This window comes from Shewanella sp. YLB-07, assembly GCF_009377275.1.
In genome coordinates this window covers 76,049-102,959 of sequence record NZ_VOQB01000012.1, presented here as the reverse complement: position 1 = coordinate 102,959, position 26,911 = coordinate 76,049, and the positions used below count along the sequence as shown (strand labels likewise).

Below are 26,911 nucleotides of genomic sequence, written 5' to 3'. Positions count from 1 at the left end.
AAATACAGATGTAATAACAAACCATTACAATTGTCTAGTATGTTATCGATCGGTACAATAAATATGTAACCATAATTAGTGAGTTACATTATTTCCATATTAACCGACCAGTATAAAGTCGAATTTATACTCAGGATAAATCATAAATGAAAACTAGTATAATTATGGCAGCTCTTATTGCTGCTTCAGGGTCTGCTTTCGCTCAAGATAATTCAGATAGTTTTATTAATCATCATTGGGTTGATTTAGGCAGTAATCATACCGACTTGGCAATGGTACAGCGGGATTGCCAGGCTCTAGGCTCCAATTATCATGTCCCCACTGCCGAACATATGAATAAACTTCCAGATGAATTTAGGAAGGCCAATCTCTATGATCGTGCCAGCCTACTTGATGTGGTGGCTCTTGGCTTTGGAGATAAAAGTCGATATAGGAAATACAAGTCTCCTGATTTTTTAGCTAATTATAATGGTGAACCAAGAAGGACTAGCGTAAGAGCTTATGGATCAGGCGTAAGAATTAGAGCAATGTATATAGTAAAAAATAACCTTGAACCGTTTATTGAAGAAGAATTTATTGAAGAAAAGCCATCTTCAGATCCCATTGATATGCTGTTTAATGATTTCTTGTTAACGTTAAAACCTCAGCCCAAGCCAATACACAATATGTGTGTGCAATTACCTATGTCTAATCCCATAGTGCCAGAAACAGAAGGCAATGCTGCAAATGTTGATGAATTAGCTCGTCACGAATTTATACTTGACCCTCTAACGGAAGAAAACAATAACTTAGTTGAGATTGTCATTGGTAAGCACCATCAAGTGGACTGTAATGCCTATGGATTAGAGGGCAATGTTGAGAAAATAGAAACAGGTTTTGATTACCCATTTTATAAACTAGCTAGTTATTCGATATCACATACATTAATGGCATGTCCGGCAGAATCTGTTCGTAAAGAGTTCTTAACAATAGAGAGTGATAAAGTTTATATTTATGACAGCAGCAAACCGTTTGTCGTTTATGCACCAAAGGATTTAGAGGTTAGCATAAAAACACGGTATATTACCCGTTAAATAAAACCGCGATATTTACTCGTCATTTTGGTGGGACTATTATATTAGTCCCACCAAAATAAAATCCACATTTACAAGATGATTTAACGCGTAACATTTACATTAAATTATACTTAACAAAGCCAAATTAATAGTGCCATTCTGATTTAGTTAATACCTAAGGTACACTTGAATGTAAGTTACTAGCTATATTTAAGTATATGGCACGATTAATATCAACAGTGATATTAGTTTATTTCATACCTAATGGTAAGTGAAACAACCACCCCCTATAACCCTCCATTAGAATCAAGAGGGATCAACTACCTTTACTTACATTAAAAAGAGAAGGCTTGAGTGCTGTTAAAACTGGCGGAGTTTTCAAGTAAGTCAAAAGAAAAGTAAACTGGATGAACGCAATAGTGTTTACCTGAATAAAGGCCGCATTGCGGCCTTTATTCAGTGTAAAAGAATTAATGATCGATCATATCGGACAGTACCATAGCCGCGTGAGTTTCAACTACGCCTGAGCTAAAGCCGTACTTGTCACCATATTTGGGTTCTAGTGCATCTTGAACTTTTGATGTGATCTCATCTTGCCAACGTTTTGCCCAGATAAAGTGATTACCATCAGATTCCAACGGAGTATAAGGTGCGATTTCAAGCTGCTTACCCACTTCCGTACGTAAATCCTCGATATAGGTAAGCAAAGCTTTAACATCTTGTTTGGACCCAATATTACCATGACCACCATTAATGAAATCCCAGTGCGAGCTTAAGCGCTTCCCAAGAAGGGAACTTAGATCTTTTTCATATCCATGAAAATTCTCCGCACCAGCGAAATTATAGAATGGCAATTGGTCTGGATTGATCATATCGGCAAAATGCACAACACGATCTTCTGGGATCATAATTAGTGTATTGTCTGGTGTGTGCCCTGAGCCAATTGGTGCAATCAAATGAATATATCTTGAACCAAATTTAACCCTCTGTGGACGGGTTAAGTCGTACACTTCATTCGGTGCAGGGACTTTGGGTTCCCTAATGCCTTGCTCGTTAACCACGGAATGCTCATTAATTTTTTTTGCCACTTGTTTACCAGAGATAATCCGCAATGGTCCAACGCCTGGGTACTCTCTTTCTATGGCTTCTTTTAGCTGATTACCGCCTCCAACATGATCAAGGTGGTAATGAGAATACATAATGGCTGTGATCGGCTTATCGGTCAGCGATTTAATAGCCTCAATTAAAGGATCAATGCGATGATCCCCTAGTGGGTCAATAACTAACACGCCAGCTTCATTGATAATAACCGTCGCACTGTAATAATTAACGCCAATCCAGTACGTTTGGTCACCCAATTTTTGGATGGTCGCTTCTGTGCCGTTAAACTGACGATCGAATAAGTGATCGATTTTCTGCCCAGGTTCCAATGATTTTGTGGACGAAGGTGCAACAAAATCTTCGACCAAGGGTCTCACTTCATCAGGAAAATAAATTCGTTGCTGCTCCGTGTTTTGAGTGTAATACGATGCATGAACGTTCGCCGTCAACAGTGCAAGCGCCAGTGGAGCAAGTGTCAAAAATGGTTTCATGGTGTTCTCCTAGTTTGTTTGAATAAACAATAAAGGAGGACAAATAATTAAGACAATGCAAGATTGTTATAACGTTTATAACTAAAACGCAAGAAAATGGAATTAATAACTATGGTCACACCAGACATTAATCTTCGCTCTGTTGATCTGAATTTGCTTACGGTGCTCGAACAACTATTTGTTCATAAACACATCAGTCACGCAGCAAAGGCGCTTAATATGAGCCAGCCAGCGGTGAGCCGAGCACTAGCAAGGCTGAGAGAGCAATTTCAAGACCCATTATTAGTCAAAACCAGTTTTGGTTATCAATTAACACCTAAGGCACAGAGGTTAAGTGAACAAATCACTCAAATGCTGAGTGTGGTAAGGCAAATGTTGCAAGCTGATGAGTTTGACCCTTCAGAATATTCCGGCGTGTTTACTATTAGTGCGCTGGATTTCGAGATGATGATGTTGTTACCCAAATTGTTGTCTGTGGTACATAAAAAAGCTCCAAAATTAAAGATACAAATTATCCAACACAATCCATTTATAGAGTTAGGAAAATATCTAGAACAGGTCACTCAGTTACTTTTGTACTCCACAGACGCAAGCCCAACTAATGTCTTTAAGCAACGTTTGTTTAACGATAATTATGCCGTGATCATGTGCGCAAACAACCCATTAGTTAAAGAGGTGGACTCTTCGAGTACGGGATTAACATTAGAAAGCTACATCCAAAGCAGCCATGTGATTGTATCTGGGAATGGATTAACCACGACCGATATTGATATAGAGCTAAAAACACGGGGATATGAAAGAGACGTCGTGTCTGCGATTCCTCACTTCTCTCTTATTCCCGACGTGGTGAAAAATAGCAACCTTATCGCCACCATGCCTCGTAGAATGGTCAATCACTTAAAACCAAGAGACGATTTTTACGTAACAGATTTACCTTTTAAGACGCCGGATTTTCTGGTTGAACAATTTTGGCACAAAATTCACCACCACTGCCCTATTCACCAATGGATCCGAAATGAGCTTAAAGCCATAGCGACCCATAAGTTTGACTAATACATTGTTTCAATAGGGATTGTAGTAGCGTGCTCAGGTGTTTTAACAAAGTTAAAAATTTAAATAATCGGAACGATACAATAAGATAATGCTTAATAAAAATAGTTATCAACCCAACTGCTGTCTAATACCAATAGAGCTCCATAGCAGCGGGCTTTTTTGTGGCTGTTTTTAAGATGACGATGGAGGCAATAAGCCAAACTCCTTTTTATATTTATTCAATTTTATTGAATCTATAGCTAAAATTAATTGAATTTATTGACACTAGCTCTCTGGCTATAATCATTAGCCGTTTTACTTCAACTCGATCCTATGGCAGCCGACAAACAAACATTGAAGCAAAAATACCCTTTAATTAAAGAGTATCTGCCTTTTTTCTTAATCACATGCCTATGCCTGCTCCCCGTCATCTCCTCGCCTATCGCCTTAATACTCGGCTTTACCTTAGCGAGTCTTGGCTTAGTACCTGCCAACCTAGATATAGCCTCACTGACTAAGCGTTTACTGTCATATTCGATCATAGGCTTAGGATTCGGTATTCATCTGCAGACCGCAATATCTGCCACCTTAGACAATCTGCCGTTGATCTTAGGCTCGATAGTTTTCACCTTAGTCTTAGGCTACTTATTGACTAAGGCACTGGGATTCGATGCTAAGACGGGACACTTGATATCGGCTGGCACGGCTATCTGTGGCGGCAGTGCCATCGCAGCGGTGTCACCTGCCATCAACGCTAAGAGCGAGCAATCGGCTATTGCCTTAGCCACGGTATTTATTCTTAACTCGGTCGCCCTATTCCTGTTTCCCGCCCTGGGTCACCTGTTTGCCATGAGCCAATATGACTTTGGTGTATGGAGTGCAATAGCAATACACGATACATCCTCCGTTGTAGGAGCGGCCTCGGCCTATGGCGAAGAAGCCCTCACAACAGCAACCACCATCAAGCTAGCGCGTGCATTATGGATCATCCCTATCGCACTGATCAGCGCCCTGCTGTTTGGCGGTGACAAGAAAAAGATAGCCATCCCCTATTTTATCGGCTTCTACTGCTTAGCCATCGCTATCGCCCACTGGTTTCCCCAGGGGCAAACCGCCTATCAGGCCATTTTCGAGCTATCCAAGCGATTATTGGTTCTGTGTCTGTTCTTGATAGGGGCGGGGATCACTGTGGGTAAGATGCGAGCCGCTGGGGCTAAACCTTTGATACTCGGGGTGACACTCTGGCTGTCGATCGGCACAGGTTCGCTGCTGTATATTTTGTATGTTTAAAAGAAGGACCTAGTTTCTTTCAACCCTAATTTTATTTCCCACCGACAAGCTTAGACTGCTTCACTGGATTTATATCCGAGTACGATCCATAACAAGCACGCGAAGGCGGCAAGATCGATTAAGGCTCTGATTAGGCCACTGGTTAGCATTGAGGCGAGAACGAAGACTGCACAACATAAGATAATTAACCACTGTTTCATACTCTAACCTCCGGCAGACTTTGAATAGGGCTGGAGCTCAACGACTCTGGATATAGCCCAAATAACGCCACAAAGTGGCATAAATAGAAATGCGAAGCAGATCTATCTGAAGTGGTTATTATTTATCAAATTGCGATTTAATCCCAAATACCCGTTTTTACTAACAAATAGCTAGATCGGCTAAGGCTGAATTGAAAATAGCGAGATCTTAACCACATAAGGGTCATCACTGGCATCATCATTCCAGTGATATTCAGTCAAATGCCCGATACGCTCCACCTCTGCTTTCCCCCTAAATTGCTGAATATAAAAAGCCCAGCATCGAGTTCAGCCTTCAAAGCCTGATCCCCTGTTCTACACTTGAGAGTGTCTAGTCACTGCTGCGGATTTATCAGATATGTCTTTTCGGGATTTATATCAATGGCTCTCTCTTAACTCTATCGGCAGTAAAGTCATCTTATCTATGGTGAGCATCAGCCTCTTGGTACTCCTCCTATCGGCTTCCAACTTTCTAATAAATACCCGAGTAAAGGAAGGCACCACAGATGTGAGCACCCATGAGATCCCCAAGGCCATAGCCGCAATTAACATGCTAGACGAGATTGGTGATATGAATGCCAACATTCTCGAATATGCTCTGGGTGAAGTAGATGAAAGAAATGATTTCGATCGCAACCAGGAGGAATTTACGCTTTATCTGACAAATCTGAAGCAGGCACAGACCATCCACGACAAACGTATAGATGAAATTGAAGATCTCTTCGAAATTTTTCACACCACAGCAAGGGTTAAGGTATTCAACCGATACAATCCAAATAATGAAGAATGGGCTAGGCAGAGGGTTAAGGGCCTTAACGCAGTCACGGGACACAAGCTAGAATTACTGTTAGATAGCCTAAAGGAGAGCGAAATAAAAGATGTTGGTTCACAACCAGAACTCGATGAGGTGATATACGATGATTTACCTGGTGTTCGTTACTATCTGGAGCTGGTCGATGAAGCCGGGGACATGGTGGCCGACCTTAGCGAATATGTCACCGGCACGTACCAAGCTAAAGAGTCTTTCGTCGAGAATGCACAAAACTTCGAAGAATACCTGACCAGATTGAAGCCTCTGGAGATGAAACCAGAAGAGATCTCTCAGTTAAAGGAAGTTGAAGCCCTGTATAAGGTGCTCAGAGATGGTGGCTTCGAGGTCTTTCAACGCTACAACTCTTCCAATAAGACCTTAGCTATCACGGCCATCGATGATCTGGAACACCAAATATTTGCCCGCTTGGAACGGCTACTCGATGAAGTTTCTCTCGATGCAACTGAAGCTGCCAATAGTGAGCTGCTGGGATTGAGAGAGATCACCGCAGCGAATCAATACCTGCTCATTACCTCCCTGATCTTGGTACTGTTACTGTGTGCCAGTATCATCTATTTTTCATATCGTAGTATCACCCAGCCCATCACTAAGCTGAGTGGCACAATGAAACAGCTGGCCGATGGCGATACCGAGGTAGAAGTCATATATCTGGAACGCAATGATGAAGTCGGCTACATGGCAAAGGCGATAGATATATTCAAAATCAATATAATTGAAAGAAATCGAGCCGAACTGGAGCTGGTTAGCGCCAAAGATAATGCAGAGGAAGCGTCTAAGGCGAAGGCCAGCTTCCTGGCGACTATGTCACATGAAATCCGTACTCCCATGAACGGTATCATAGGCATGATAGATCTACTGCTGACATCAAATATGAATCGTGACCAACGCAATATGACCAACACAATTCGTGATTCAGCCTTCTCACTGCTCAATATTATTAACGATATACTCGACTTTTCTAAAATTGAAGCTGGCAAATTAGAGCTGGAAAACATTAATTTTTCGATTGCAGGTCTGCTCGAAAGCGTCGTCGATACCATCACACCGAGTGCCGATGAAAAAATGGTCAGCCTGGAACTCTATACCGACCCTAGTATCCCCCAACACATTATTGGTGACCCGGTTAGGATAAGACAAATATTATTTAACCTTCTGGGTAATGCGGTGAAGTTCTCTTCTAACCAAGATGACAATGGCCTGGTTAGAGTGTCTCTTAAGAAACATGAACTGACCCTTGACTCTGTCTCTTTCAACATAGAGGTGACAGACAATGGCATAGGCATTAACCCAGAAAATCTTGAAGGATTATTTCAACCTTTCACCCAAGCAGAATCTTCAACCACCCGCCGCTTTGGCGGAACCGGACTCGGGCTCGCCATCTGTCATAATCTGATCACATTAATGGGAGGGGAAATAACAGTCACTAGCACACCAGATGAAGGTTCAAGCTTCAATGTATTTATGTCATTCCCCTATAAAGATGAACAGGCATTACCACTTGAAAACTATCGAGACATCTTAGTCATTCAGGATATCAAATCGAGCTGGTTATCCCAGTGTATCGAGGAATATTTTACCGCTAAGAAAATCAATATCATTTCAGTCCCTTACACGAAAATAACTGACTTTATCCGTGATAACCATTCACCCTCGATGCAAACTGTGATGATCACAGATGACTTTGAGTATTGTGAAGCCCAACTGATGCAACATCTAAATGATAAATTAAGAAGTAGCATACGTTTTCTGGTTTTAAATCAATCCTCCAGAGGCGAAGGAATATTCAATGAGCACTCCTTCGCGATCGCTGCTTCACCTCTCAAGATGAGTACCCTTTTCTATGGGTTTCATGTCGTCTTGGGCAGAGAGAGTCCCTTAGAAATGGTCGCCCACGAGAGTCATAAACTCGAGAGGACTCATCTGCCCCTCGAGGAAGCCGAGGACGCAGGACGGTTAATCTTAGTCGCGGAGGACAACCAAACCAATCAGGAGGTGATTAAACGTCAGCTCAACAAACTAGGTTACTCTTGTATCATAGCCGACGACGGCATTCATGCCGAAGAGCTCTATGCTGATTATCAATTTGCCATGGTACTGACCGATTGCCATATGCCCAAAAGAGACGGCTATGAATTAGCCGGAGTCCTTAGAGACATCCAAGCCAAGTCAGGAACATCTGTTCCAATTATCGCCATCACTGCCAACGCCTTAGTGGGCGAATCGGAGAAGTGCATTGCCGCAGGCATGGATGATTATCTCTCCAAGCCTGTAGAGCTGATAAAGCTCAGCAAGATGTTACAAAAGTGGCTAGCTAATTCTAAAAAGCCAGCGACTCAGAGAAAAACACCTAGGCCAGGGTCAAGCTATTTAGATCCAGAGGTGATCAGGACTATTTTTGCCGATGATATGCAAGACTATACCGCCTCATTGATCGATTTTCTGGAGATTAGCCTGCCACAAATAAAAACCATGGCAAAAGAGCGTGAATTTGGAGTTTCGGCAATAGGCGAGCTAGCCCACAAGCTCAAGTCTTCCGCTAAGATGGTGGGAGTCACCTGCATAGGTGTGCACTGTGAGACCATAGAGATGACAGCAAAACAAGAAGATAAGGATTCAGCGAGAAAGCTGATTCAATCACAACTCGATACCCTCAAGAAAATCTTGCCCCTCATCGAAGATGAGATAGAGTCTTTGATCAAGTCGCATCAAGACTAAGGCAGCATTACCTAAGCTCTCGCCCCCATCCCTGACTCATCAGTGGTGTTAACGGCTTCACTTGTACGGCGCATTAGATAACCGCTGAGAATAGAAAACACACAATAAGCAGAGAAGTAGTAGAAACCCACATCGAAGCTCGCTGTGGTTTTTAACAGCTCTCCCATTCCCGCGGAGGCATTCCCCGCCATGTAGCTCACCATAAGTGCCACCACGAACACATCGGCCATCGACCATTTTGCTATGATGCCTGTAAACTGACCGAGTCTGAATTTAGCCTTAGGTGCAATAGGAGTTTGCTGTATCAACATCAAGATAAGTTTCAATGCTGGAATAACGACACTGAATACCCCTACCAATAGAGCCACCAAGATATTCCCGGATTGATACAGCTCCTCGACAGTCCCCCAGATGCTGCGCGTTTTCTGAAAAACCTCGACCTCACCTTGGATCGTGTCTAGCCCTAACATGCTCGACATCATAGTTAGCATATCTCTAGCGCTACCACTACCATCGGCCAGATGGGTGATCCCCGCCTGAGCCAGCTCAGATTTCTCTATACTTCCACTGATGCTTAGAATGGGCAGTGTCACACCTGGGACCAGTAAGGCCAGAGAGAGTAAAATAACGATTGCAGGTAAAATACGTTTCATGTTGTGCTCAGCAGATAGTGAATACCGGATTATACCTGTGATGTAATAGGCAGATCAAAAAGAGCCTAATTTAAAAGAGGGCTCTGAGACTAGTAAAATGGAGCGGGATCGACATTCAAGCTGCTTGGGGAAACACCACGTTCGATATGCAAATCAGACTTAAGTAGATCGACCATTGTCACACTGGTATAGCGTTTAAGTTTGATGGAATAGAAGCATTTGAGTACGGGGTGTAGCGCATCCCTGTCCTTTGCTTCCCAGACTATGCCTATTCGACCGTCCGATAATTCCACCAAAGAGCCCACTGGATATACCCCCACACAGCGGATAAAATCGTAAACTAATTTTTCATCCAGATGAAACGGTGTCAGGCTGAGGAGGATCTTGAAGGCCGCAGCCGGGCTCATGGCCTCCTTATAACAACGTGTTGCTGTGAGGGCATCGAATATATCTACGATACAGCTCATGCGCCCATGTAGGGGGATTTCATCTCCCTTAAGACCTCGAGGATAACCATTACCATCCAGCTTCTCATGATGCATCAGACAAATATCTTTACTGAGGTCCGATAATCCCTTGGTCTCGGCCATAATCTCTATGGCAAAAACCTGATGTAGCTTCATATGCTCAAACTCTTGAGGGGTTAATTTCCCCGGCTTATGAAGCACCTTATTATCGACCTTAATTTTACCGATATCATGTAAGATCCCACCCACGGCCATCTGCCTGAGGATCTCTTTATCCATCTTGAGGTATTTACCGAAGGTTACCAGCAGAAATGCGACGTTGATCGAGTGCTCTAACAGATAGGCGTCTTTCGTTCTCAGGGCCGATACACACTTGAGAGCATCATCGTCGAGCAATGCAGATTCGATCATATTATCGGCTAGTGCTTCAAATGGCGCGACCTCGATGGCTTTGCCCTCGAAGACCTCTGACAATACCTTCTTGAGCAGAACTTTCGCCTCAAGGATCAATTTCTTAGCATGTAGCTGAGACTTATCTCTACTTGGCTTGATTTTCTTGACTACAGGTTTAGGCGAAATGGCGCGTTTGAGTCCACAGCTATCGGCCGAACGTTCAACATCAATCCACACATATTCGATGCCACTCTTCTTCAGCTTAATAATCGAATTTTGATTACGGATCTGTCCAGCATTGGCTATGGCTACCTGACCTTTCTGGTCTATGGCCGACACAAACATACCTATGTCCAATTTAGACACAGGAAATTTAACTAATGCTTTAGAATCCGCCGAACCGACCATGTGCTCACATCCCCCCAAATGACCTTCTGGCCTAGAGTTTGTTATTAAAAATTAGACTCTTTACCTTGATACATCTTCATATAAGTATTCTAGTACGCCAGATGCCTTATCGACATTTTGTTTTTAACTTGGCGAGAGGGGGCATTCTATTCCTAGAAAGCTTAAATCACCACTTTAAAATATCAATAACAGAACCGCTCGATTTAAAAACATACTACGATCATACCAACTAATTAAGTAACCAGTTGATTTCAAGTACCCATAGAGATAAACCTAAGAAACAAGTTGCAACCCCATACATGTTAGTCTGTAATATTAGCTGGTTCCATAAAATACCATCGAGTTAAGCATCTTCATCATAAGGGCTGAATACTGTCGAATTAAAGCCCAAGTTCACAGCTTAAAGGCCTACAGCTTGACACTTTTCGGCTCGCCCTTTACTTTGTGGTAAAGATTCTTATTACCAATTGTTTTTATGAGTCTTAATAGCTGAGTTCATGTCGCTACATGAGCGTTCACTATTCTGATCTGTTTGGAGTTTTTATTGGCTGCCCTATTGCTGTCACAGGCTATTTCGTCTCTTACCGATAAGCTGAAACAATTTAATTTCCAGTCCCCTAGCGATCCCATCATTCAACTGTCTGTCAGTATCAAAGCCTTACCCGTTATAGCCTGGTTATCAGCTCAACCAATTTATCCAAGGATCTATTGGAAAGGCAGAGATACCGAAGAAGAGGTCTCCGCTATTGGTAGCTGCAAAGACTTCTTCTATGACGAGGCTGTAGACGATAACCAGCTCGCCATGGCGTACCAGGAACAACGCACACTAACCAATAATCAAGACATTCGCTATTACGGCGGTGTCGCGTTCGACAGAACGACTGAGTCCTGGCCAGAATTTGGCAGGGCCAGATTTGTTTTACCCAGAATAGAGTTAAGACGCAGTGGTACTGAATATAAGCTACTGGTTAATTTAAATTGTGAAAACCAGGATACCGAATCTGAGCGCCGAAATGCCATCGAGAGCTTAGCTAACTTAACCGCCCCTAGACCACTACCACCGCCAAATAAAGTCAGTTTGCTAGGTCGTAGTGACAGGCCGGATCACTATCATTGGACAGAATTAGTTAATCGGGTCACTCACCCTAAATTTATCAAAGAGACCCCCAAGGTAGTGTTATCTCGCCTGACTCAACTAGAAGTCAATGAAGAGATAAATCCTTGGATGTTGCTTGCCTGCTGGCAAGGTCGTAACCCAAATAGTTTTCAATTTGGCTTTCAGTTTAGCCCGGATCGTACCTTTATCTCCTGTACGCCGGAGCGACTATTTCGCCGCCGTCAGAGGGAGCTATTTACCGAGGCATTAGCTGGCACGACGACACGGGGGCTAAATCAAGAAGAAGATGCCTTACTCGCAAAACAGCTAATGGAAGATAGCAAAAATAGCCATGAAAATCAGTTAGTAAGACAGCATATCGTCGATGTTCTCACTCCCTTAAGTAACTATGTCGGCGCAGAAGAGACACCTAAGGTGTTTAAATTAAGTCATATTCAGCACCTACACCGCTCTATTCGCGCCGAGTTAAAACCTGGCGTAGATGATTTTCAGCTATTACTTGCCCTGCATCCAACTCCAGCCGTAGGAGGACTCCCCAGAGAACCGGCAATGAATTTTATTCGTCAACGAGAAGGATATAGCAGAGGTTGGTATGCTGGTGCTTGTGGATATTTTAATAAATATGAAAGTGAATTTGCCGTCGCTATTCGCAGCGCGCTGATTGAACCTGGGCGGATAAATTTGTTCGCCGGTGCAGGCATAGTATCCGGCTCCGAGGCTGATGATGAGTGGCTAGAGCTGGAAAATAAGCTCACCACAATACTCTCGATATTAACGGAACTCTAAATGCTTAGGTGGGTGATTTAGCGGGTTTATTGGTTTGTGTCACTTAGCTGAGAGGCGTTCGGCATTCTCACCTACATAATGACGAAACAGCTGTTCAAGCTCGCCACTGGCTATCAATTTTGTTAGCTCTTTATCGAAGTGAGTTTTTAGCAGCTCCCCCTTGTCCGTCTTGCTAAATACAAAATAGACCTCCAGCCGAAATACATCCTCTATAATGACAAACTGCCTTGGTTGATTCAACTCAGCCACTTTAGTGAGCATGGCGGGCTTATAGTCGAGAACCGCATCGATTTTCCCTTGATTTACCCGGTTAAGCAGATCCAACAAGTTAACACTCTCTTCATAGTACATAGCAACGGGGATCAATTCATCGAAGCGATAATCTAACAGTGCCTGCACCTTCTTTTGAGCTAAGCTGCCTATGCCCTGCCACAATGCTGCTAACTCCGGCGTTACCGCCACATCTACGGTATCGACTTCAATAGGAATATCACTGTATATTGAGTTGGCTTTATCATCGGGATAGAAGCCAAGCGCCATATCCGCTTTATGATGATGTAGTAAATACCTGACCCGAGAAAAAGGCACCATGTCTATTTCCAGCAGCCAGTCTTCAGCGGGAAAAATTCGTCTTAAAATATCGAAGTAATAACCACTGCCATCATGATTAGTATATCCAACCCAATTTTCGGTAACGATATGTATGCGGGCAGGTTCAGTTAGACCACTGATGGGTATTGCGCTGAGTACAATCAAAATCAATCTGCAAATTAGCTGCTGCATTGCCTTAGCCCCGAGAAACCTAGCTTAAGTTTAGATGCTAAAGTTACTATTTGATCACTAAGCTGGATTTTTACTTGCCAGTACCCTCTACACCTATATACTGTGCCGCCCCTACCGGGGCAAAATAATCAAAAAACACTCACTAAGACGCCTATTCCATTAGCCACTTAATTCAGTGTTAACCATAACCAGCGGGTTCCCTCACCCCGTATCAAAGCTTAGTCTATAAAAAGGTCACAAAATGTTATCCTTATCGACAACACAAATTCGTCGTGCACTGCTTCTGCTCGTCGGCTTCCACATATTGATCATATGCGCCAGTAACTATTTAGTTCAGATGCCGTTTCAAATATTTGGCTTACATACAACCTGGGGAGCATTCAGCTTCCCATTCGTTTATCTTGCTACAGATCTGACCGTAAGAATTTTCGGCCAAAGTAATGCGAGAAAAATAATTTTTAAGGCCATGCTTCCCGCTTTAGTGATCTCTTATTTAATGGGTGTCCTGTTTCACCAGGCTAATTTTCAAGGTATTGGCTCACTGGCAGAATTTAATAGCTTTGTATTTAGGATCGCATTTGCGAGTTTTGCGGCCTATCTTGTTGGCCAATTAATGGATATCACCGTTTTTGCTAAATTAAGGGATACTAAGTCCTGGTGGGTAGCCCCAGCCGCTTCAACATTAGTCGGTAACCTGATCGATACTATCGTCTTCTTTGGCATCGCTTTTTACGCCTCCAGCGATAGCTTTATGGCAGAGCACTGGCCTGAGATTGCCAGTGTCGATTATGGCTTCAAACTTATCGTGAGCTTATGCCTGTTCCTACCTGCATACGGCATTTTATTAAAGGTTTTAGAACAAAGAATCGTCAATATAAGACAAATGTCGAACAGATAGCATTCACTGACCATGTCTGCTTCAATGCATTAAAATGGCGGCACTCAATTTTATCCATGAGATGTCGCCCTCCCCCTAAAGTGATTATCAATAATTAATTGATATAAAAACAGCAATAACATTTCACTTAATAATCTTTATTTACAAAAGCTTATGTAACATCTAAATCAATAACATGCCCACTATCCAAATCTTTACAATAAAACACCTTGCCAAACTTAATGATAATGATTACCATTTGCATGCGTTCCAAGAACTCACTCTACAAGGCTAAGGTAAACACTTCATCTCTGTTTTAATTGGCTCACTATTTAGTTAACTTTTATCAAAAGTTAACTAAATAGAAAAGTTAAGCGAGTTTTGCATAGCACGACATTGCTCACACACTCTTATAGCCGGGATATCTTTTATCCCGGTATTTTTTTGCCTGATTTTCACCCTGCAGCAAACTAACAACAAAATAAACCCAAAATCACACAAATAAAACTTGCCAACGATAATGATAATGATTACTATTTACGTGCGTTCCAAGAACTCACTCTACAAGCTAAGGTAAACACTTCATCTCTGTTTTAATTAGCTCACTATTTAATTAACTTTTGTTAAAGAGTTAACTCAATAGGAAAGTTAAGCGGGTTTCGCATAGCACGACATTGCTCACACACTCTTATAGCCGGGATATTTTTATCCCGGTATTTTTTTGCCTAAAATTTTTGACTGAAGCCAATTACCGATTCGTATAAAGATGTGGTCACTCAGCGAGAGTTTAGCGCTTCAGAGGCAAGGCAACGAGTGAGTATGTTCCTACCAAGCGGCAACAGTCCTATCAACATAACCAATAGCCATGCATTATCAGTTAATGAGTATCAAGAGGAAGGAAAGGCCAATATCAGCCTATGTCCTGCTTGTAGAAGATTCAAATTGATAAAACGACAAAACAATTGTTTGTAAATTCCAATCAACAAGATACAAGGTAAGCAATTGATTTTAAATGTGGTAAACGTTAACTCAAGCCTTATTAATATAAAATACCAACAAAACACTTGCACAACCAAATGATAATGATTATTATTTGCATGCGTTCCAAGGACTCATACTTACTTATGTGATTCAGCCTATGTTTTATGTCATAGGTCATAATGAAGTTGAGTTTTCAAGCACGACATTGCTCACACACTCTTTATAGCCTGGATTATATTTTCCAGGCTTTTTTTTGCCTGTTACGCGCTAGCCTCTACACTCCAACTTGCTCTTCACACGCTAGCAGCTTCCAACCTTTTCTATGATTTGTCCTATAACCTGAGGACAATTACGTGCCATTGAAGTGTAGCCCTTCATATGGCGTATCTGTCCGCTCCTCTTTAGCCTTATGATATAAACCTATGGTGAACAAGGTACCCTTGCCCACTGTAGAACTCACCTCGATAGTGCCGCCAATACGTTTGATGATGCCGTAGCTTAGAGATAAGCCTAAACCTGTACCGTCCTTTCGAGTGGTATAGAAGGGATCGAAAATTCGGCTCAGTTGCTCCTGAGGTATCCCCTTGCCTTCATCTTCAATCTCTATCTTGACGCCGATAGGTTCATCCATATAAACCCAATCATAGGTCCTGATCCAGATCCGTCCCTGCTCATCCATAGCATGGGCTGCATTAACCACCAGATTAATCAAAACTTGTAGCAGCTGAGGCCGGTTCACCTCAATGGGATAACTGGCATTGAGTTCTTGGTTCAAGATAACTTCCTGCTCCTGAATCGAATGCCTCACCAACACCAACATCTCTTCGATGATAGGGGTCAGTTGATGCATCTCCAGCGGCGCATTGAACTCTCCGGGGCGACTGTACTGTAATAGACTATGAATAATGGTACTAATACGTCCGACCTGCTGAATAACCAGATCTATCTCTTCCTCGACTATGTCTGCATTATCACCGAGTTCAGACTTAAGCAGCTCCATATTGCCTAAGATCACCGCTGTCGGATTGTTAATCTCGTGTGCTATCCCGGCGGTCAGTTCGCCTAAGGCAGTCAATTTTTCGTTAGTAACCAGCTGCTGTCGAGTCTCGTTTAATAGTGCCACGTTGTTCTGCAGCTCTTCGGTCTTCTCTTGCAAGCTACGGGTACGCTCCTCGACTTTATCCTCTAATAGCTCTGATGCCGCCTGGATCTGCGAATTTCTACGCTGCAGCAGGTCTAACATACGATCAAACTGTTCGGCTAAGTTAGAGAGTTCATTATCCCGCTCTAAGCCCAAAGAGCCGATGCGTAAATTACGCCCGGACTGGACCGCTTTAACCACATGGTGAATTCGCTCTATCGGCTGCAGCAAGCTGTAAGCGCCGCGATAGACTAAGAGTCCAGACACCAAGAGAACCAACATTAAGATAGTCCCCAACTCTATGATATTCAGCAGATAATTATGAATAAACGGCGATTCTGAGAAACCGGTATAAATCATGCCGATGCGGTTACCCTGAATATCTACCAATGGTGAATATGCCGAGATAAACCAATCATTAAACACGAAGGCTCGGTCGACCCAGAGCAGGCCCTGGGACAATACTTGCTGTTTCACCTCTTCCGATACCAGGCTGCCCAAAGCGCGTCCCTCGGTTTCGCCATCCTTAGGAAAGAAATGTAAGGGGACATTGGTACTGATTCGAATATTATCGAGGAAGATGGTCACTGTGCCTATAGAGCGCTCAGGCAAGGTACCTTTGTCATAAACCAGATCACGAATATGATCGACTATGCGAGTATCGCGGTTAAATAGAATGCCACCATCCAGATACCAGGCGATATTGCCACTAGCGTCAGGAATAGGTAACAAGCTACGGCTGAGTAAGCCCCTATCTTCAACCGTCTTAGTAAGCTTCTGAGATCTGGGAGTTTCAACCAAAATAATATTGGCAGCCGCAACCAGATCAGGGTCAATTCTGGCAAGTCGATTTGGACCCAATACCATCATGCCAGAATAGGCATCACTCCCCTTAACCTTAGGCAACATCAAGCGAAGATCCGGATCTGCAGCGGCTTCAGATACACTGACCAAACTGAGGAAATCCAAATCCAATTTTCGTTTTTGTGCCTCCAGGAAGACATCTATCCGCTGACGGGAGTCATCTTGTCTGGTGTCAAACTGCCTGAACTCATTCTGGAACTTCCAGGAATTCATCACTAACTCTAGCTGTTTCTCTTGACTCTTCTGCACCGAAACCAAGGTATTACTAGCAACCGTGAGGTCAGCCTTAACCTTCATAAACAACTGCTTACCAGTATAACTGATATTCCAGTAGATAGTGATAAACACTAAACTGACTAAGGTCAATAATATAGGTAACAGAGTTAGAATAAGAATTCGATAGCGTACCTTAGCTTGCATCTGCTTCCAATTAACACCGAATACCCGAGGGAAAAAAGACACCTTAATTTTCCTCTTCTTTATGTGTACTGAACCACTCTTTATACTTGCGATCTAAGGTCTTTCGCGACACCCCTAGGTCTCTGGCGGCGGCAGATTTATTGCCCTGATGTATATCAACAACTTGCATCACATGGTGCTTCTCTACTTCCTTTAGGCTCCAGTCCAGAGGGTAGCCCGATTCGTTTGACGATTCACTCTTAGGCTGCTGCTTCCAATATTCTGCCGGCGGCTTACCTAATAAGATGCAACGCTCGATCATATTGCGCAGCTCACGAATATTACCGGGCCAGCTATATTGCTGTAATTTAAGCATGTCTTCATGGCTCCAAACTACCTCCTTGACCCCGAGCTCGGCCGCCAGCTGCAAGGTAAAATGATGAGTCAGTTCGACCACATCTTCGGGCCGTTCTCGCAAAGGAGGGATGACAATATCTAATACATTGATACGGTAATAAAGATCTCGTCTGAAGTTACCTTGTTCAACCTCTTCCGCCAGCCTTCTGTTCGTCGCCGCTAGCACCCTGACATCGATATTAATCTCTTTCTCACTGCCTACGGGACGTATCGTTCTCTGCTCCAGAACCCTTAATAGGGCCGTCTGCATCTTGAGTGGCATCTCACCAATTTCATCGAGGAACAATGTCCCGCCAGAGGCGAAACTAAATAAGCCCTCGCGACTGCCCTTAGCACCGGTAAAAGCACCGGCCGAATGACCAAAAAGCTCACTCTCCAACAGGTCTGGAGCGATAGCGCCACAATTCACCGCCACGAAGGGCCCCTGTCTACCACTGAGGAGATGAAGCTGCCTGGCCACCAGCTCTTTACCGGTGCCGGATTCTCCCTCAATCAAGATCACCGCATTGGTTGGTGCGACACGCTCGATCACGTGTTTAACTTCTTGCATGGCATCGCTGCTACCTATTATGGTAGAAGATTGACCGATAGAGACTTCCCGACGCAGCATCAAATTTTCACGCTTGAGTAGACGCCTCTCTATGCAGCGGTCGACCGCCTTCATCATCTGCTCTAAGTGAAATGGCTTCATGATAAAATCGGAAGCGCCGGCTCGCAGCGCCTTAATGGCGACATCCATATCGGCATAGCCTGTCATAAAGATGATATCTGAGCGACGCTCCTGATCATCGAGTGCCTCATGCCATTCGATGCCTGAGCGCCCTGGTAAGCGTATATCGACAATGAGCAGATCAAAGTGACAACGACTTCTCAGCTGTTCGGCGTCTTCGACGCTCGCGGCCGTCTCCACTAAGGCAAACTTCTTGGATAAGGCTTTTTTCAGGAAACTACGCATTCCCGGCTCATCATCTACAATCAGCACAGACACCGCAGAGGGAAGTGGTTTGGAATCTTTCTTTAATTGGCTCATATTGTCTACTTTAGGACATTTTGACTCATTTTAATGATGATTCTAGCATCAAGTTTAGGCAGAAAGGTCACTGTGAACCAAAGAATGCGACGCTTGGGACAATATGTCTGCCTAGCGCTGACAAAATTTGCGACTCGACTCGCACTTTTAGCCATCTTGTGAAGCGGATGTAACTGGCTGTTACTTGGCATTGAAATTGCTAGTTATAAACAAATTATTGGATGACTCCATATGGCAGGGGGTCCTCTTATTAGAATAGCCAAGGAGTATGCATGTTAAACCTAAAATCTATCTTCAGTATTGCATTAGCCGCGACGTTAATAACGGGCATGCCAGCCCACGCCGAAGAGATAATAAAATTAGCCACCACCACCAGCACCGAAAACTCTGGTTTATTGAAAAATTTACTGCCAAAATTTGAAGCCGAGTCAGGTTACCAGGTGCAGGTCATTGCAACTGGTACAGGCAAGGCATTAAAGCTCGCTCGCCAAGGCGATGTCGATGTCATCATGACTCATGCCCCCGCCGCCGAAGCAAAATTTGTCGATGAAGGCTATGGTCTGCTCCCTCGCGGCATCATGATGAACGACTTTGTGATCTTGGGCCCTAAAAATGACCCGGCAAACATACGTAGCAGTAAGACAGTTGAACAGGCATTTGCTAAAATAGCCGAGTCAGGTGAGCTGTTTATCTCTCGTGGGGATAATTCAGGCACTAACATGAAAGAGTTGATCATCTGGAACAATGCCCAAGTAGATCCCTCTTTCGAAGGATATAAGTCAGTAGGTCAAGGCATGGGTAAGACCTTACTCATGGCTAATGAATTACAAGGTTATACTCTGTCAGACCGAGGTACTTTCGTGGCTTATAAGGCCAAGTTGGATATGACAATCGATTTCGATGGCGGACAAGCATTAGCTAACCCATATCAGATCATGCTGATAAATCCAGCTAAATACCCAGATCTTAACCACAAAGGCGCGAGAGCCCTAAGTGATTGGTTGATCGGTGCCGAAGCTCAAGGCATGATCAATAGTTATACCGTTAAAGGTGAGCAACTATTTAAGGCAACTTATAGCGAATGACTCTAAGGTTCTGGTTAAACAGCTTTTTAAAATGCGATACAGCAGACACATTTGAAGGTCTGAATATGCCGTTATCTGAATCGGTCTATCACAGATGAATGAAGGCTGGTTAGCCCTTTTACAGCAGGCCTTGAGCCTGCTGTTTTCATTGGACCCCGAAGTGTGGTCCATCGTCTCCGTCTCTTTTTCTGTATCTTTTGCAGCGTTATTGATCACCTTGCTGCCCTCTATGATACTAGGATTTGTGCTGGCTTTCGGACGCTTTCCCGGTCGCTGGTTTATCACCAATCTCATTCAAACTCTGCAATCTATCCCCACAGTGGTCATAGGTTTACTCGTCTATTTGATGCTAACCCGTATGGGGCCTCTGGGTGATCTTAGGTGGTTGTTCACTCAAAAAGGCATGATCTTAGGCCAGATACTCATCTGTGCTCCGGTTTTGGTGGCCATGAGCCAAGCCGCCTTTACCAGTGTTGACCGCAGAGCCTGGGAAACTTCCCGCACCTTAGGCGCCTCCTGGCTTAGATCTATCTGGACCTTGTGCAGAGAGTTGAAAGTTCCCTTGCTGATGGCCATTGTGGCAGGCTTCAGTCGTATCTTGACCGAGGTAGGTTGTTCCATGATGGTGGGCGGTAATATTGCCGACGTGACTCGCAATATCCCCACCGCTATCGCATTGGAAACCAGTAAGGGGGATTTTGCCCAGGCGATAGCCTTAGGTTTAGTCTTGCTCATACTCTCTCTGGTGCTTAACTTCACCTTAGGTATTCTCAGAGGCAAAGCCGAACCGAGGAGCCACTAACTTATGGCCAACTTGATAGCGCAAAATATCGAGATGTGCTTCGATGAAAGACAGCTATTCACTATTGACAGAGTACAACTGTCAGAGGGAAACACCATATACCTACAGGGTGATAACGGCAGTGGCAAGACCACCTTAATGAAACTGCTCGCTGGCTTGTTGAAGCCAAGCCGCGGTACTATTACTGCCGAAGGTTTTGCCCCACTGCCATGGTGGCGTTCCAATCCTCTGCTAGGTAAGGCGGTTTACTTGCATCAACACCCTTACCTGTTCGATGGTAGCGTTGAATATAACCTACGCTTCCCACATACATTCAGCGATATGACAGCCAGAGAGCTCAATCAACGCACTCTTGCCGCGATCGAGATGGCCCAGCTAACGCATCTGTGTAAACAGACTGCCTCCAGCCTATCCGGCGGCGAGAAGCAGAGGCTCGCCATCGCCAGAGCCTGGATAATGCGACCCAAGTTATTACTGTTAGATGAACCCACTTCTAACATGGATAAATATTCTCAACAGCTGGTGCTCACTATGATCAGTGAACTGCAAGAGTTTGGTACAGGCATGTTGATCAGTAGCCATCAGGCTTGCGTGCTGACCAGCTTATGTAATCAAACCTGGATTATAAAAGATCAGACGATAATATCGTCGGGCGCCGCTGTTAATCCAGCGAATACAGCTCCAATAAACATACAGGACTCTCAATATGTCATTGCAAATTGATGCCGTGATCTTAGCCGGCGGGATGGCTAGACGCATGGGTGGAAACGATAAAGGCTTAGTCGAGCTAAATGCACAACCTATGATAAAACATACAATCGATCGGATAAAACCTCAAGTTAAGGGGATCCTGATCAACGCAAACCGTAATCAAACCCGTTATGCTGAGTTTGGTTTCCCTGTCATCAGCGATGAAGATACAGGTTACTTAGGTCCACTAGCGGGAATGATCACCGCCATGGGAAATACCCAGGCAGATTACTTGTTGATCGTACCTTGTGACTGTCCCTTGCTACCAACCGATCTTGTGTCACGCATGCTGACACAAGTAGAGAGCCAAGGTGCCGAGTTAGCTGTTGCCAGTGACGGTAAGAGAGAGCAACCCGTGGTCTTGTTGCTCAAGCCCAGTTTAAGAGACTCAATGAAAGCCTTCTTAGATGCTGGCGAACGAAAAATAGATTTTTGGTACGCAAAACATCACTGTGTTGTCACTGATTTTTCAGATCAACCCAATGCCTTTGTTAACGTAAATACGCCAGAACAAAAACAACAACTTGCTGAGGCAATTGCCAAATAAATTTCGAGGTCTAAATGAGCATCCCTTTTACCAATCCGCTATCGATCCCTGTACTCGGATTTTGTGCCTATAGCGGCACAGGAAAAACCACCCTACTCAAGAAACTCATTCCTGAGTTAAATAGTCGTGGGGTTAAGTTAGCGGTGATTAAACACGCCCACCATAACTTCGATGTGGATATTCCGGGAAAGGACAGCTTCGAGATGCGCAAAGCGGGTGCTCGCCAGATGTTAGTCGCCTCCCATGTACGCTGGGCTCTTATGACCGAAGATGCGGTCGAAGGAGATCCTCAGCTGCCACATCTGTTGCAACAAATAGAACAAGATAAGGTCGACATTGTTTTAGTCGAAGGCTTCAAGAAGCTTGAGTTACCCAAGATCGAACTACACAGAGCCGCCCACGGCAAACCCTTTATTCATACTCAAGATGATAATATCCAGGCTATCGCCTGTTGTGCAGACACCCAAGTCCCTGGTGAATTGCACCGTTTGGATATCAACGATGTCGCTCAGATAGCCGACTTTGTTATCGAATATATCGGCAAGTGGCAAGTATCTCCAGCCCCTCTACCACTAGCTCCCTCTTCTGGCTGTGAATTTGGGATGAGTGAGACACTCTCCGTCAGACAAGGCGTAGATAATATTCTCTCGTTTGTAAAGCCAATCACCGACACCGAGCGGTTAGCATTAGATGATCTTAGCGGCCGCGTACTCGCCGAAGATGCAATTTCTCCCGTAGATGTACCGCAGAATACCAACTCGGCTATGGATGGCTATGCATTCAAGCTCTCCGAGCCTAGGCTCGAGCGCTACAGCATAGTCGTCGACGTGATGGCCGGACATCATTATAAAGGCACGCTGCAGGACGGCGAAGCCGTACGCATCATGACAGGTGCACCCTTGCCCGCTGGCGCCGACACCATACAGGCCAAGGAGCTTGCTAATGAACAAGGCACAAATGTCAGCTTCCAGGGAGAAATAACCTTGGGCCAGCATGTGCGTTTAGCCGGAGAAGATATCGCTAAAGGCAAGACAGCACTGGCAGCCCATAAGCGTATGCAGGCGCCGGAGCAAGGCATGTTGGCATCCTTAGGATTCGGTCAGCTGCCGGTATTTAGACGCCCTAAGGTGGCCGTGTTTTCCACCGGTGATGAAGTCTGCCAACCCGGCGAGCCATTAAAACAGAACTGTATCTACGACTCTAACCGTTTCACCATCAAGTCCATGGTGCGTAAACTAGGTTGTGAGGTTATCGATTTAGGCATCATTCACGACTCAGAAGATGCTCTCGCCGAAGCACTGCAACAGGCCGCCATGGATGCGGATATGGTCATAAGCTCAGGCGGCGTATCGGTCGGCGATGCCGACTTCATCAAGCTTGCCTTAGATCGAGTCGGTAAAATTAACTTCTGGCGTATCAATATGCGTCCGGGACGACCGCTGGCCTTCGGTCAGATTGGCGACAGTTTATTCTTCGGCTTACCGGGTAATCCGGTTGCAGTCATGGTCTCCTTCATCCAATTCGTGCAACCGGCTCTACGTAAGCTAGCCGGTGAGAAAAACTGGCAGCCTAGCCTAGTTCCCGCGATTGCCGATTGCAAAATGCGCAGCCGTGAGGGACGCACAGAATTTATCCGCGGCGTCTACCACTTAGATCAGGATGGCAGGTTACACGTGACCACAACAGGCGCACAGGGCTCTGGGATGTTGAGCTCTATGGTTAAAGGCAATTGTCTTATCATCATAGGTGAGCAAGATGATCAGTTAAACTCTGGTGATACCGTTTATATTCAACCCTTTGCTGATCTTCTGTAACTTAGAATATGCACTGCATATTGTCTGAAGCAAGCAGAAATTTGCGCCGTTAGCTTAGCGCCCCGTTGTAGGTAATTAGTATGAGTTTGATGGTCGATACCTTTGGTCGCAAGGTGGAATACTTGCGCCTTTCTGTCACCGACAGATGTGATTTCCGTTGCGTCTACTGTATGAGTGAAGACCCTTGCTTTCTAGAGCGAGAGCAGGTGCTTAGTCTTGAAGAACTGGCATGGGTTGGGCAAGCATTTACCGAACTCGGCGTCAGCAAGATCCGCCTCACAGGTGGCGAGCCCCTAGTTCGTAGCGACTGCGACAAACTGGTCAAGCAACTCGGTGCACTGCCAGGCTTGTCAGAATTGTCGATGACTACCAATGGCTCTCGGCTAACTAAGTTTGCCGAAAAGATGCGAGATTCAGGCTTAAGCAGGCTCAATATAAGCCTGGATACCCTCAAGCCTGAACTGTTTACCGAGCTCACCCGCAATGGCAAGGTCGAGCGAGTCATCGCGGGTATTGATGCCGCCAAGGCCGCCGGATTTAAGCGTATCAAGATCAATGCAGTGATCCTCCGCGGTCAGAATGACGATGAGGTGTTAGACCTTATCGAGTTTTGTCGCGATCGTGAGCTGGATATCGCCTTCATCGAAGAGATGCCACTGGGCATTATCGATGAGCGTAAGAAGAGCCGTCACTGCAGCAGCGACGAGGTCAAATCGATTATCTCCAAACGCTATCAACTCAGCGTCTCCAATAAACGCACCGGTGGCCCGGCGCGTTACTACACTATGCCCGGCAGCTCGATCCATGTTGGCTTCATCTCGCCCCATAGCAATAACTTCTGCCATGAGTGTAACCGAGTACGTGTCACCGTCGAGGGGCGCTTACTGCTCTGTCTCGGCAATGAACACTCGGTGGATCTCAAGGTCATAGTGCGTGAGTTTCCCGGCGACATAGAGAAGTTAAAAGCCGCGATCTTGGATGCGATTAAGCTCAAACCCAAGGAGCATATATTTGATGTGGAAGGCGAAGTGCAGATACTGAGATTCATGAATGCGACCGGTGGCTGAGTTCGAGAGTGCCCGCCGACATAGAAAACTAAAAACCACCCTATTGTAGATGCGATTAAACTTAAGCCTAAAGAGCATATATTTGATGTGGAAGGCGAAGTGCAGATACTGAGATTCATGAATGCGACCGGTGGCTGAGAAACATGTATTTGCCGTGGAAGGCTAAGTACAGATGCTGAGGTTTATGAATGCGACTGCAGGCTAATCAGCACGTATTTGACGCTGAAGGCGAAACGTTTCATGAATGCGACTGGAGGCTAAGCGGTATTAGCCGCTGGTTTTATGACATGCTAAACTGCGCCTATCTCCTCTAGTTACCTCAAAACTGAAACCGGACATCATGGCGCTATCACGGAAAAAGTGGAACAATATCATTATTCTCGCATCGATCATGATGATATCTATCCTCACCCTGTTAGATCAGAAGACGGCAAAACTCCCCGACGATGCCCACCCGCTATTCGACGACAACTCGCCCTTAGTCCAGCTACAACTCGACGCTCTCTGGCTCAACAAGGGCAGTAGAGCCTGGCAATGTCACCCTGATGTACTCAACTGCCAATTTTGGGCTAAGGCATGGAGTGAAATTCATTTGTCAGCCCTAGGGCAGGGTATTGATATCCTTGCAGCTATTGATGAAGATATTGATAAGCAGAGTGCACAGAGAGTCGTTATCCAGATAGCCGATAAACAACAGCCGCAGTTATGGCAGTTTTACCCTAAGCACGGCCTGCTCAAGTCGCCAGCCAACAACTGGTATCTGATCCCCCCCAGTCAACGTGAAGCCCTATCACCGATAATTAAAGCCAAAGCTGTAATCGACAATTAGCAGCTTAGACAAGCAGCTAATCACATATCTATCTCCAGAGAACTCATTATGCCCGAACTGCCCGAAGTTGAAGTTACCCGCCAAGGAATCACTCCACATCTTGTCGATCAGGAAGTCATCGGCTTAGTGGTACGTAATGCCAGCCTGCGCTGGCCAGTGCCTCAGATAGCCCAGCAGATAGTCGGTCAGGTGATACGTAATGTGCGTCGCCGGGCTAAATACCTGCTTATCGACACTGACGCCGGCACCACGATTGTCCACTTAGGCATGTCAGGCAGCTTACGCATAGTGCCAAGAAGTACTCCAGTGGAGAAGCATGATCATATCGATCTCGAGCTTGCCAGCGGTAAGATACTCAGGTTCAACGACCCCCGTCGTTTCGGTGCCTGGCTCTGGTGTGAACTGCCAGAAGAAGCCCATCCACTGTTATCAAAATTAGGGCCTGAGCCGCTCAAAGATGACTTTACCCCCAAGTATTTGTTTGATTCGCTACAGAACAAGAAAAAAGCGATCAAGCTCTGCCTGATGGATAATCATATCGTGGTTGGTGTAGGTAATATTTACGCCAACGAGGCGCTATTTGCGGCGGGGATCCATCCACAGACCGAAGCAGGAAGACTAGACATCGAACGCCTGACTATCTTAGTCACCGAAGTTAAGTTGATACTCGCTAGTGCCATCAAACAAGGTGGCACGACGTTAAAAGACTTCACTAATGCCGACGGTAAGCCTGGTTATTTTGCCCAGAAACTGCATGTCTATGGTCGCGGCGGCGACACCTGCACCCAATGCGGCAATCTACTCAGTGAGATAAAGCTTGGGCAAAGGGCTACGGTATTTTGCGGCATATGCCAGACGAGGTAGAAGGCTGAAAAAACGCCTTCGAGAACGCCACTATGTGGCTACGAGGACGTTCGCAGGCTCACTGCAAGAGCGCAGCGAGCCG

21 protein-coding genes are annotated in these 26,911 nt (G+C 44.9%); 14 read left to right on the top strand and 7 right to left on the bottom strand.

Going from position 1 to position 26,911, the window contains the following annotated elements:
- Window positions 1-146 precede the first annotated feature (146 nt).
- A complete protein-coding gene (locus FS373_RS22965; RefSeq protein ID WP_152830703.1) occupies window positions 147-1,073 on the top strand; it encodes an ecotin family protein in 927 nt (308 codons plus the stop codon).
- Window positions 1,074-1,525: 452 nt separating this feature from the next.
- Here the strand turns inward: FS373_RS22965 and FS373_RS22960 are convergent, their stop codons facing one another.
- Complete coding sequence (locus FS373_RS22960) at window positions 1,526-2,647, bottom strand: MBL fold metallo-hydrolase (RefSeq protein WP_144044409.1); 1,122 nt, start codon at window positions 2,645-2,647, stop codon at window positions 1,526-1,528.
- 96 nt (window positions 2,648-2,743) lie between these two features.
- Between FS373_RS22960 and FS373_RS22955 the strand changes: the two genes are divergently transcribed.
- Both FS373_RS22955 and FS373_RS22950 read left to right on the top strand, forming a co-directional pair.
- On the top strand, window positions 2,744-3,700 hold the full coding sequence (locus FS373_RS22955; RefSeq protein ID WP_227993164.1) for a LysR family transcriptional regulator: 957 nt from the start codon (window positions 2,744-2,746) through the stop codon (window positions 3,698-3,700).
- A gap of 312 nt (window positions 3,701-4,012) precedes the next feature.
- Window positions 4,013-4,969 carry a YeiH family protein gene (locus FS373_RS22950; RefSeq protein WP_152830702.1) on the top strand — a complete coding sequence of 319 codons (957 nt, stop codon included), beginning with the start codon at window positions 4,013-4,015 and terminating at the stop codon, window positions 4,967-4,969.
- Window positions 4,970-5,019: 50 nt separating this feature from the next.
- On the opposite strand, the gene FS373_RS31635 is transcribed toward FS373_RS22950, so the two are convergent.
- On the bottom strand, window positions 5,020-5,169 hold the full coding sequence (locus FS373_RS31635) for a hypothetical protein (RefSeq protein WP_185976931.1): 150 nt from the start codon (window positions 5,167-5,169) through the stop codon (window positions 5,020-5,022).
- 397 nt (window positions 5,170-5,566) lie between these two features.
- Between FS373_RS31635 and FS373_RS22945 the strand changes: the two genes are divergently transcribed.
- Window positions 5,567-8,755, top strand: coding sequence for an ATP-binding protein (locus FS373_RS22945; RefSeq protein ID WP_152830701.1), 3,189 nt, complete (start codon window positions 5,567-5,569; stop codon window positions 8,753-8,755).
- Window positions 8,756-8,766: 11 nt separating this feature from the next.
- Here FS373_RS22945 and FS373_RS22940 read toward each other — a convergent pair whose 3' ends face one another.
- Window positions 8,767-9,408 carry a paraquat-inducible protein A gene (locus FS373_RS22940; protein WP_144044406.1) on the bottom strand — a complete coding sequence of 214 codons (642 nt, stop codon included), beginning with the start codon at window positions 9,406-9,408 and terminating at the stop codon, window positions 8,767-8,769.
- Between the two features lie 89 nt (window positions 9,409-9,497).
- Complete coding sequence (locus FS373_RS22935; RefSeq protein WP_144044405.1) at window positions 9,498-10,676, bottom strand: HD-GYP domain-containing protein; 1,179 nt, start codon at window positions 10,674-10,676, stop codon at window positions 9,498-9,500.
- Window positions 10,677-11,220: 544 nt separating this feature from the next.
- On the opposite strand from FS373_RS22935, the gene FS373_RS22930 reads away from it, so the two are divergent.
- Window positions 11,221-12,579: an isochorismate synthase gene (locus FS373_RS22930; protein ID WP_152830700.1), complete on the top strand. Its 1,359-nt coding sequence runs from the start codon at window positions 11,221-11,223 to the stop codon at window positions 12,577-12,579.
- A gap of 39 nt (window positions 12,580-12,618) precedes the next feature.
- Here the strand turns inward: FS373_RS22930 and FS373_RS22925 are convergent, their stop codons facing one another.
- Window positions 12,619-13,362: a substrate-binding periplasmic protein gene (locus FS373_RS22925; RefSeq protein WP_144044403.1), complete on the bottom strand. Its 744-nt coding sequence runs from the start codon at window positions 13,360-13,362 to the stop codon at window positions 12,619-12,621.
- Window positions 13,363-13,603: 241 nt separating this feature from the next.
- Between FS373_RS22925 and FS373_RS22920 the strand changes: the two genes are divergently transcribed.
- Window positions 13,604-14,260: a 7-cyano-7-deazaguanine/7-aminomethyl-7-deazaguanine transporter gene (locus FS373_RS22920; protein WP_144044402.1), complete on the top strand. Its 657-nt coding sequence runs from the start codon at window positions 13,604-13,606 to the stop codon at window positions 14,258-14,260.
- A 1,309-nt stretch (window positions 14,261-15,569) separates the two neighbouring features.
- On the opposite strand, the gene FS373_RS22915 is transcribed toward FS373_RS22920, so the two are convergent.
- Together FS373_RS22915 and FS373_RS22910 are read right to left on the bottom strand one after the other, a co-directional pair.
- Complete coding sequence (locus tag FS373_RS22915; RefSeq protein ID WP_144044401.1) at window positions 15,570-17,687, bottom strand: ATP-binding protein; 2,118 nt, start codon at window positions 17,685-17,687, stop codon at window positions 15,570-15,572.
- A 1-nt stretch (window position 17,688) separates the two neighbouring features.
- Entirely contained in the window at window positions 17,689-19,071 is a 1,383-nt protein-coding gene (locus FS373_RS22910) for a sigma-54-dependent transcriptional regulator (RefSeq protein ID WP_144044400.1), read from the bottom strand.
- A 272-nt stretch (window positions 19,072-19,343) separates the two neighbouring features.
- Here FS373_RS22910 and FS373_RS22905 point away from each other — a divergent pair, with 272 nt between their 5' ends.
- From FS373_RS22905 to mutM, 8 genes are all read left to right on the top strand, one after another.
- The gene (locus FS373_RS22905) at window positions 19,344-20,156 is read left to right on the top strand and encodes a substrate-binding domain-containing protein (RefSeq protein ID WP_144044399.1); all 813 of its coding nucleotides are present in this window, start codon (window positions 19,344-19,346) and stop codon (window positions 20,154-20,156) included.
- 94 nt (window positions 20,157-20,250) lie between these two features.
- A complete protein-coding gene (locus FS373_RS22900; protein ID WP_144044398.1) occupies window positions 20,251-20,958 on the top strand; it encodes an ABC transporter permease in 708 nt (235 codons plus the stop codon).
- A 3-nt stretch (window positions 20,959-20,961) separates the two neighbouring features.
- Window positions 20,962-21,681: an energy-coupling factor ABC transporter ATP-binding protein gene (locus tag FS373_RS22895; RefSeq protein WP_144044397.1), complete on the top strand. Its 720-nt coding sequence runs from the start codon at window positions 20,962-20,964 to the stop codon at window positions 21,679-21,681.
- Window positions 21,665-22,255: a molybdenum cofactor guanylyltransferase MobA gene (gene mobA / locus FS373_RS22890; protein ID WP_144044396.1), complete on the top strand. Its 591-nt coding sequence runs from the start codon at window positions 21,665-21,667 to the stop codon at window positions 22,253-22,255. The genes FS373_RS22895 and mobA overlap by 17 nt, the downstream gene beginning before the upstream one ends.
- A gap of 14 nt (window positions 22,256-22,269) precedes the next feature.
- Entirely contained in the window at window positions 22,270-24,069 is a 1,800-nt protein-coding gene (locus tag FS373_RS22885) for a bifunctional molybdopterin-guanine dinucleotide biosynthesis adaptor protein MobB/molybdopterin molybdotransferase MoeA (RefSeq protein ID WP_144044395.1), read from the top strand.
- Between the two features lie 80 nt (window positions 24,070-24,149).
- On the top strand, window positions 24,150-25,136 hold the full coding sequence (gene moaA, locus FS373_RS22880; protein WP_144044394.1) for a GTP 3',8-cyclase MoaA: 987 nt from the start codon (window positions 24,150-24,152) through the stop codon (window positions 25,134-25,136).
- Between the two features lie 340 nt (window positions 25,137-25,476).
- Complete coding sequence (locus tag FS373_RS22870) at window positions 25,477-25,965, top strand: hypothetical protein (RefSeq protein WP_152830699.1); 489 nt, start codon at window positions 25,477-25,479, stop codon at window positions 25,963-25,965.
- 48 nt (window positions 25,966-26,013) lie between these two features.
- Window positions 26,014-26,829: a bifunctional DNA-formamidopyrimidine glycosylase/DNA-(apurinic or apyrimidinic site) lyase gene (mutM, locus tag FS373_RS22865; RefSeq protein ID WP_152830698.1), complete on the top strand. Its 816-nt coding sequence runs from the start codon at window positions 26,014-26,016 to the stop codon at window positions 26,827-26,829.
- The last annotated feature ends 82 nt before the right edge of the window (window positions 26,830-26,911 follow it).

Coding starts and splice junctions, on each gene's coding strand:
- FS373_RS22965 (WP_152830703.1), top strand. CDS start 147: ATGAAAACTAGTATAATTATGGCAGCTCTTATTGCTGCTTCAGGGTCT.
- FS373_RS22960 (WP_144044409.1), bottom strand. CDS start 2,647: ATGAAACCATTTTTGACACTTGCTCCACTGGCGCTTGCACTGTTGACG.
- FS373_RS22955 (WP_227993164.1), top strand. CDS start 2,744: ATGGAATTAATAACTATGGTCACACCAGACATTAATCTTCGCTCTGTT.
- FS373_RS22950 (WP_152830702.1), top strand. CDS start 4,013: ATGGCAGCCGACAAACAAACATTGAAGCAAAAATACCCTTTAATTAAA.
- FS373_RS31635 (WP_185976931.1), bottom strand. CDS start 5,169: ATGAAACAGTGGTTAATTATCTTATGTTGTGCAGTCTTCGTTCTCGCC.
- FS373_RS22945 (WP_152830701.1), top strand. CDS start 5,567: ATGTCTTTTCGGGATTTATATCAATGGCTCTCTCTTAACTCTATCGGC.
- FS373_RS22940 (WP_144044406.1), bottom strand. CDS start 9,408: ATGAAACGTATTTTACCTGCAATCGTTATTTTACTCTCTCTGGCCTTA.
- FS373_RS22935 (WP_144044405.1), bottom strand. CDS start 10,676: ATGGTCGGTTCGGCGGATTCTAAAGCATTAGTTAAATTTCCTGTGTCT.
- FS373_RS22925 (WP_144044403.1), bottom strand. CDS start 13,362: ATGCAGCAGCTAATTTGCAGATTGATTTTGATTGTACTCAGCGCAATA.
- FS373_RS22920 (WP_144044402.1), top strand. CDS start 13,604: ATGTTATCCTTATCGACAACACAAATTCGTCGTGCACTGCTTCTGCTC.
- FS373_RS22910 (WP_144044400.1), bottom strand. CDS start 19,071: ATGAGCCAATTAAAGAAAGATTCCAAACCACTTCCCTCTGCGGTGTCT.
- FS373_RS22905 (WP_144044399.1), top strand. CDS start 19,344: ATGTTAAACCTAAAATCTATCTTCAGTATTGCATTAGCCGCGACGTTA.
- FS373_RS22900 (WP_144044398.1), top strand. CDS start 20,251: ATGAATGAAGGCTGGTTAGCCCTTTTACAGCAGGCCTTGAGCCTGCTG.
- FS373_RS22895 (WP_144044397.1), top strand. CDS start 20,962: ATGGCCAACTTGATAGCGCAAAATATCGAGATGTGCTTCGATGAAAGA.
- mobA (WP_144044396.1), top strand. CDS start 21,665: ATGTCATTGCAAATTGATGCCGTGATCTTAGCCGGCGGGATGGCTAGA.
- FS373_RS22885 (WP_144044395.1), top strand. CDS start 22,270: ATGAGCATCCCTTTTACCAATCCGCTATCGATCCCTGTACTCGGATTT.
- moaA (WP_144044394.1), top strand. CDS start 24,150: ATGAGTTTGATGGTCGATACCTTTGGTCGCAAGGTGGAATACTTGCGC.
- FS373_RS22870 (WP_152830699.1), top strand. CDS start 25,477: ATGGCGCTATCACGGAAAAAGTGGAACAATATCATTATTCTCGCATCG.
- mutM (WP_152830698.1), top strand. CDS start 26,014: ATGCCCGAACTGCCCGAAGTTGAAGTTACCCGCCAAGGAATCACTCCA.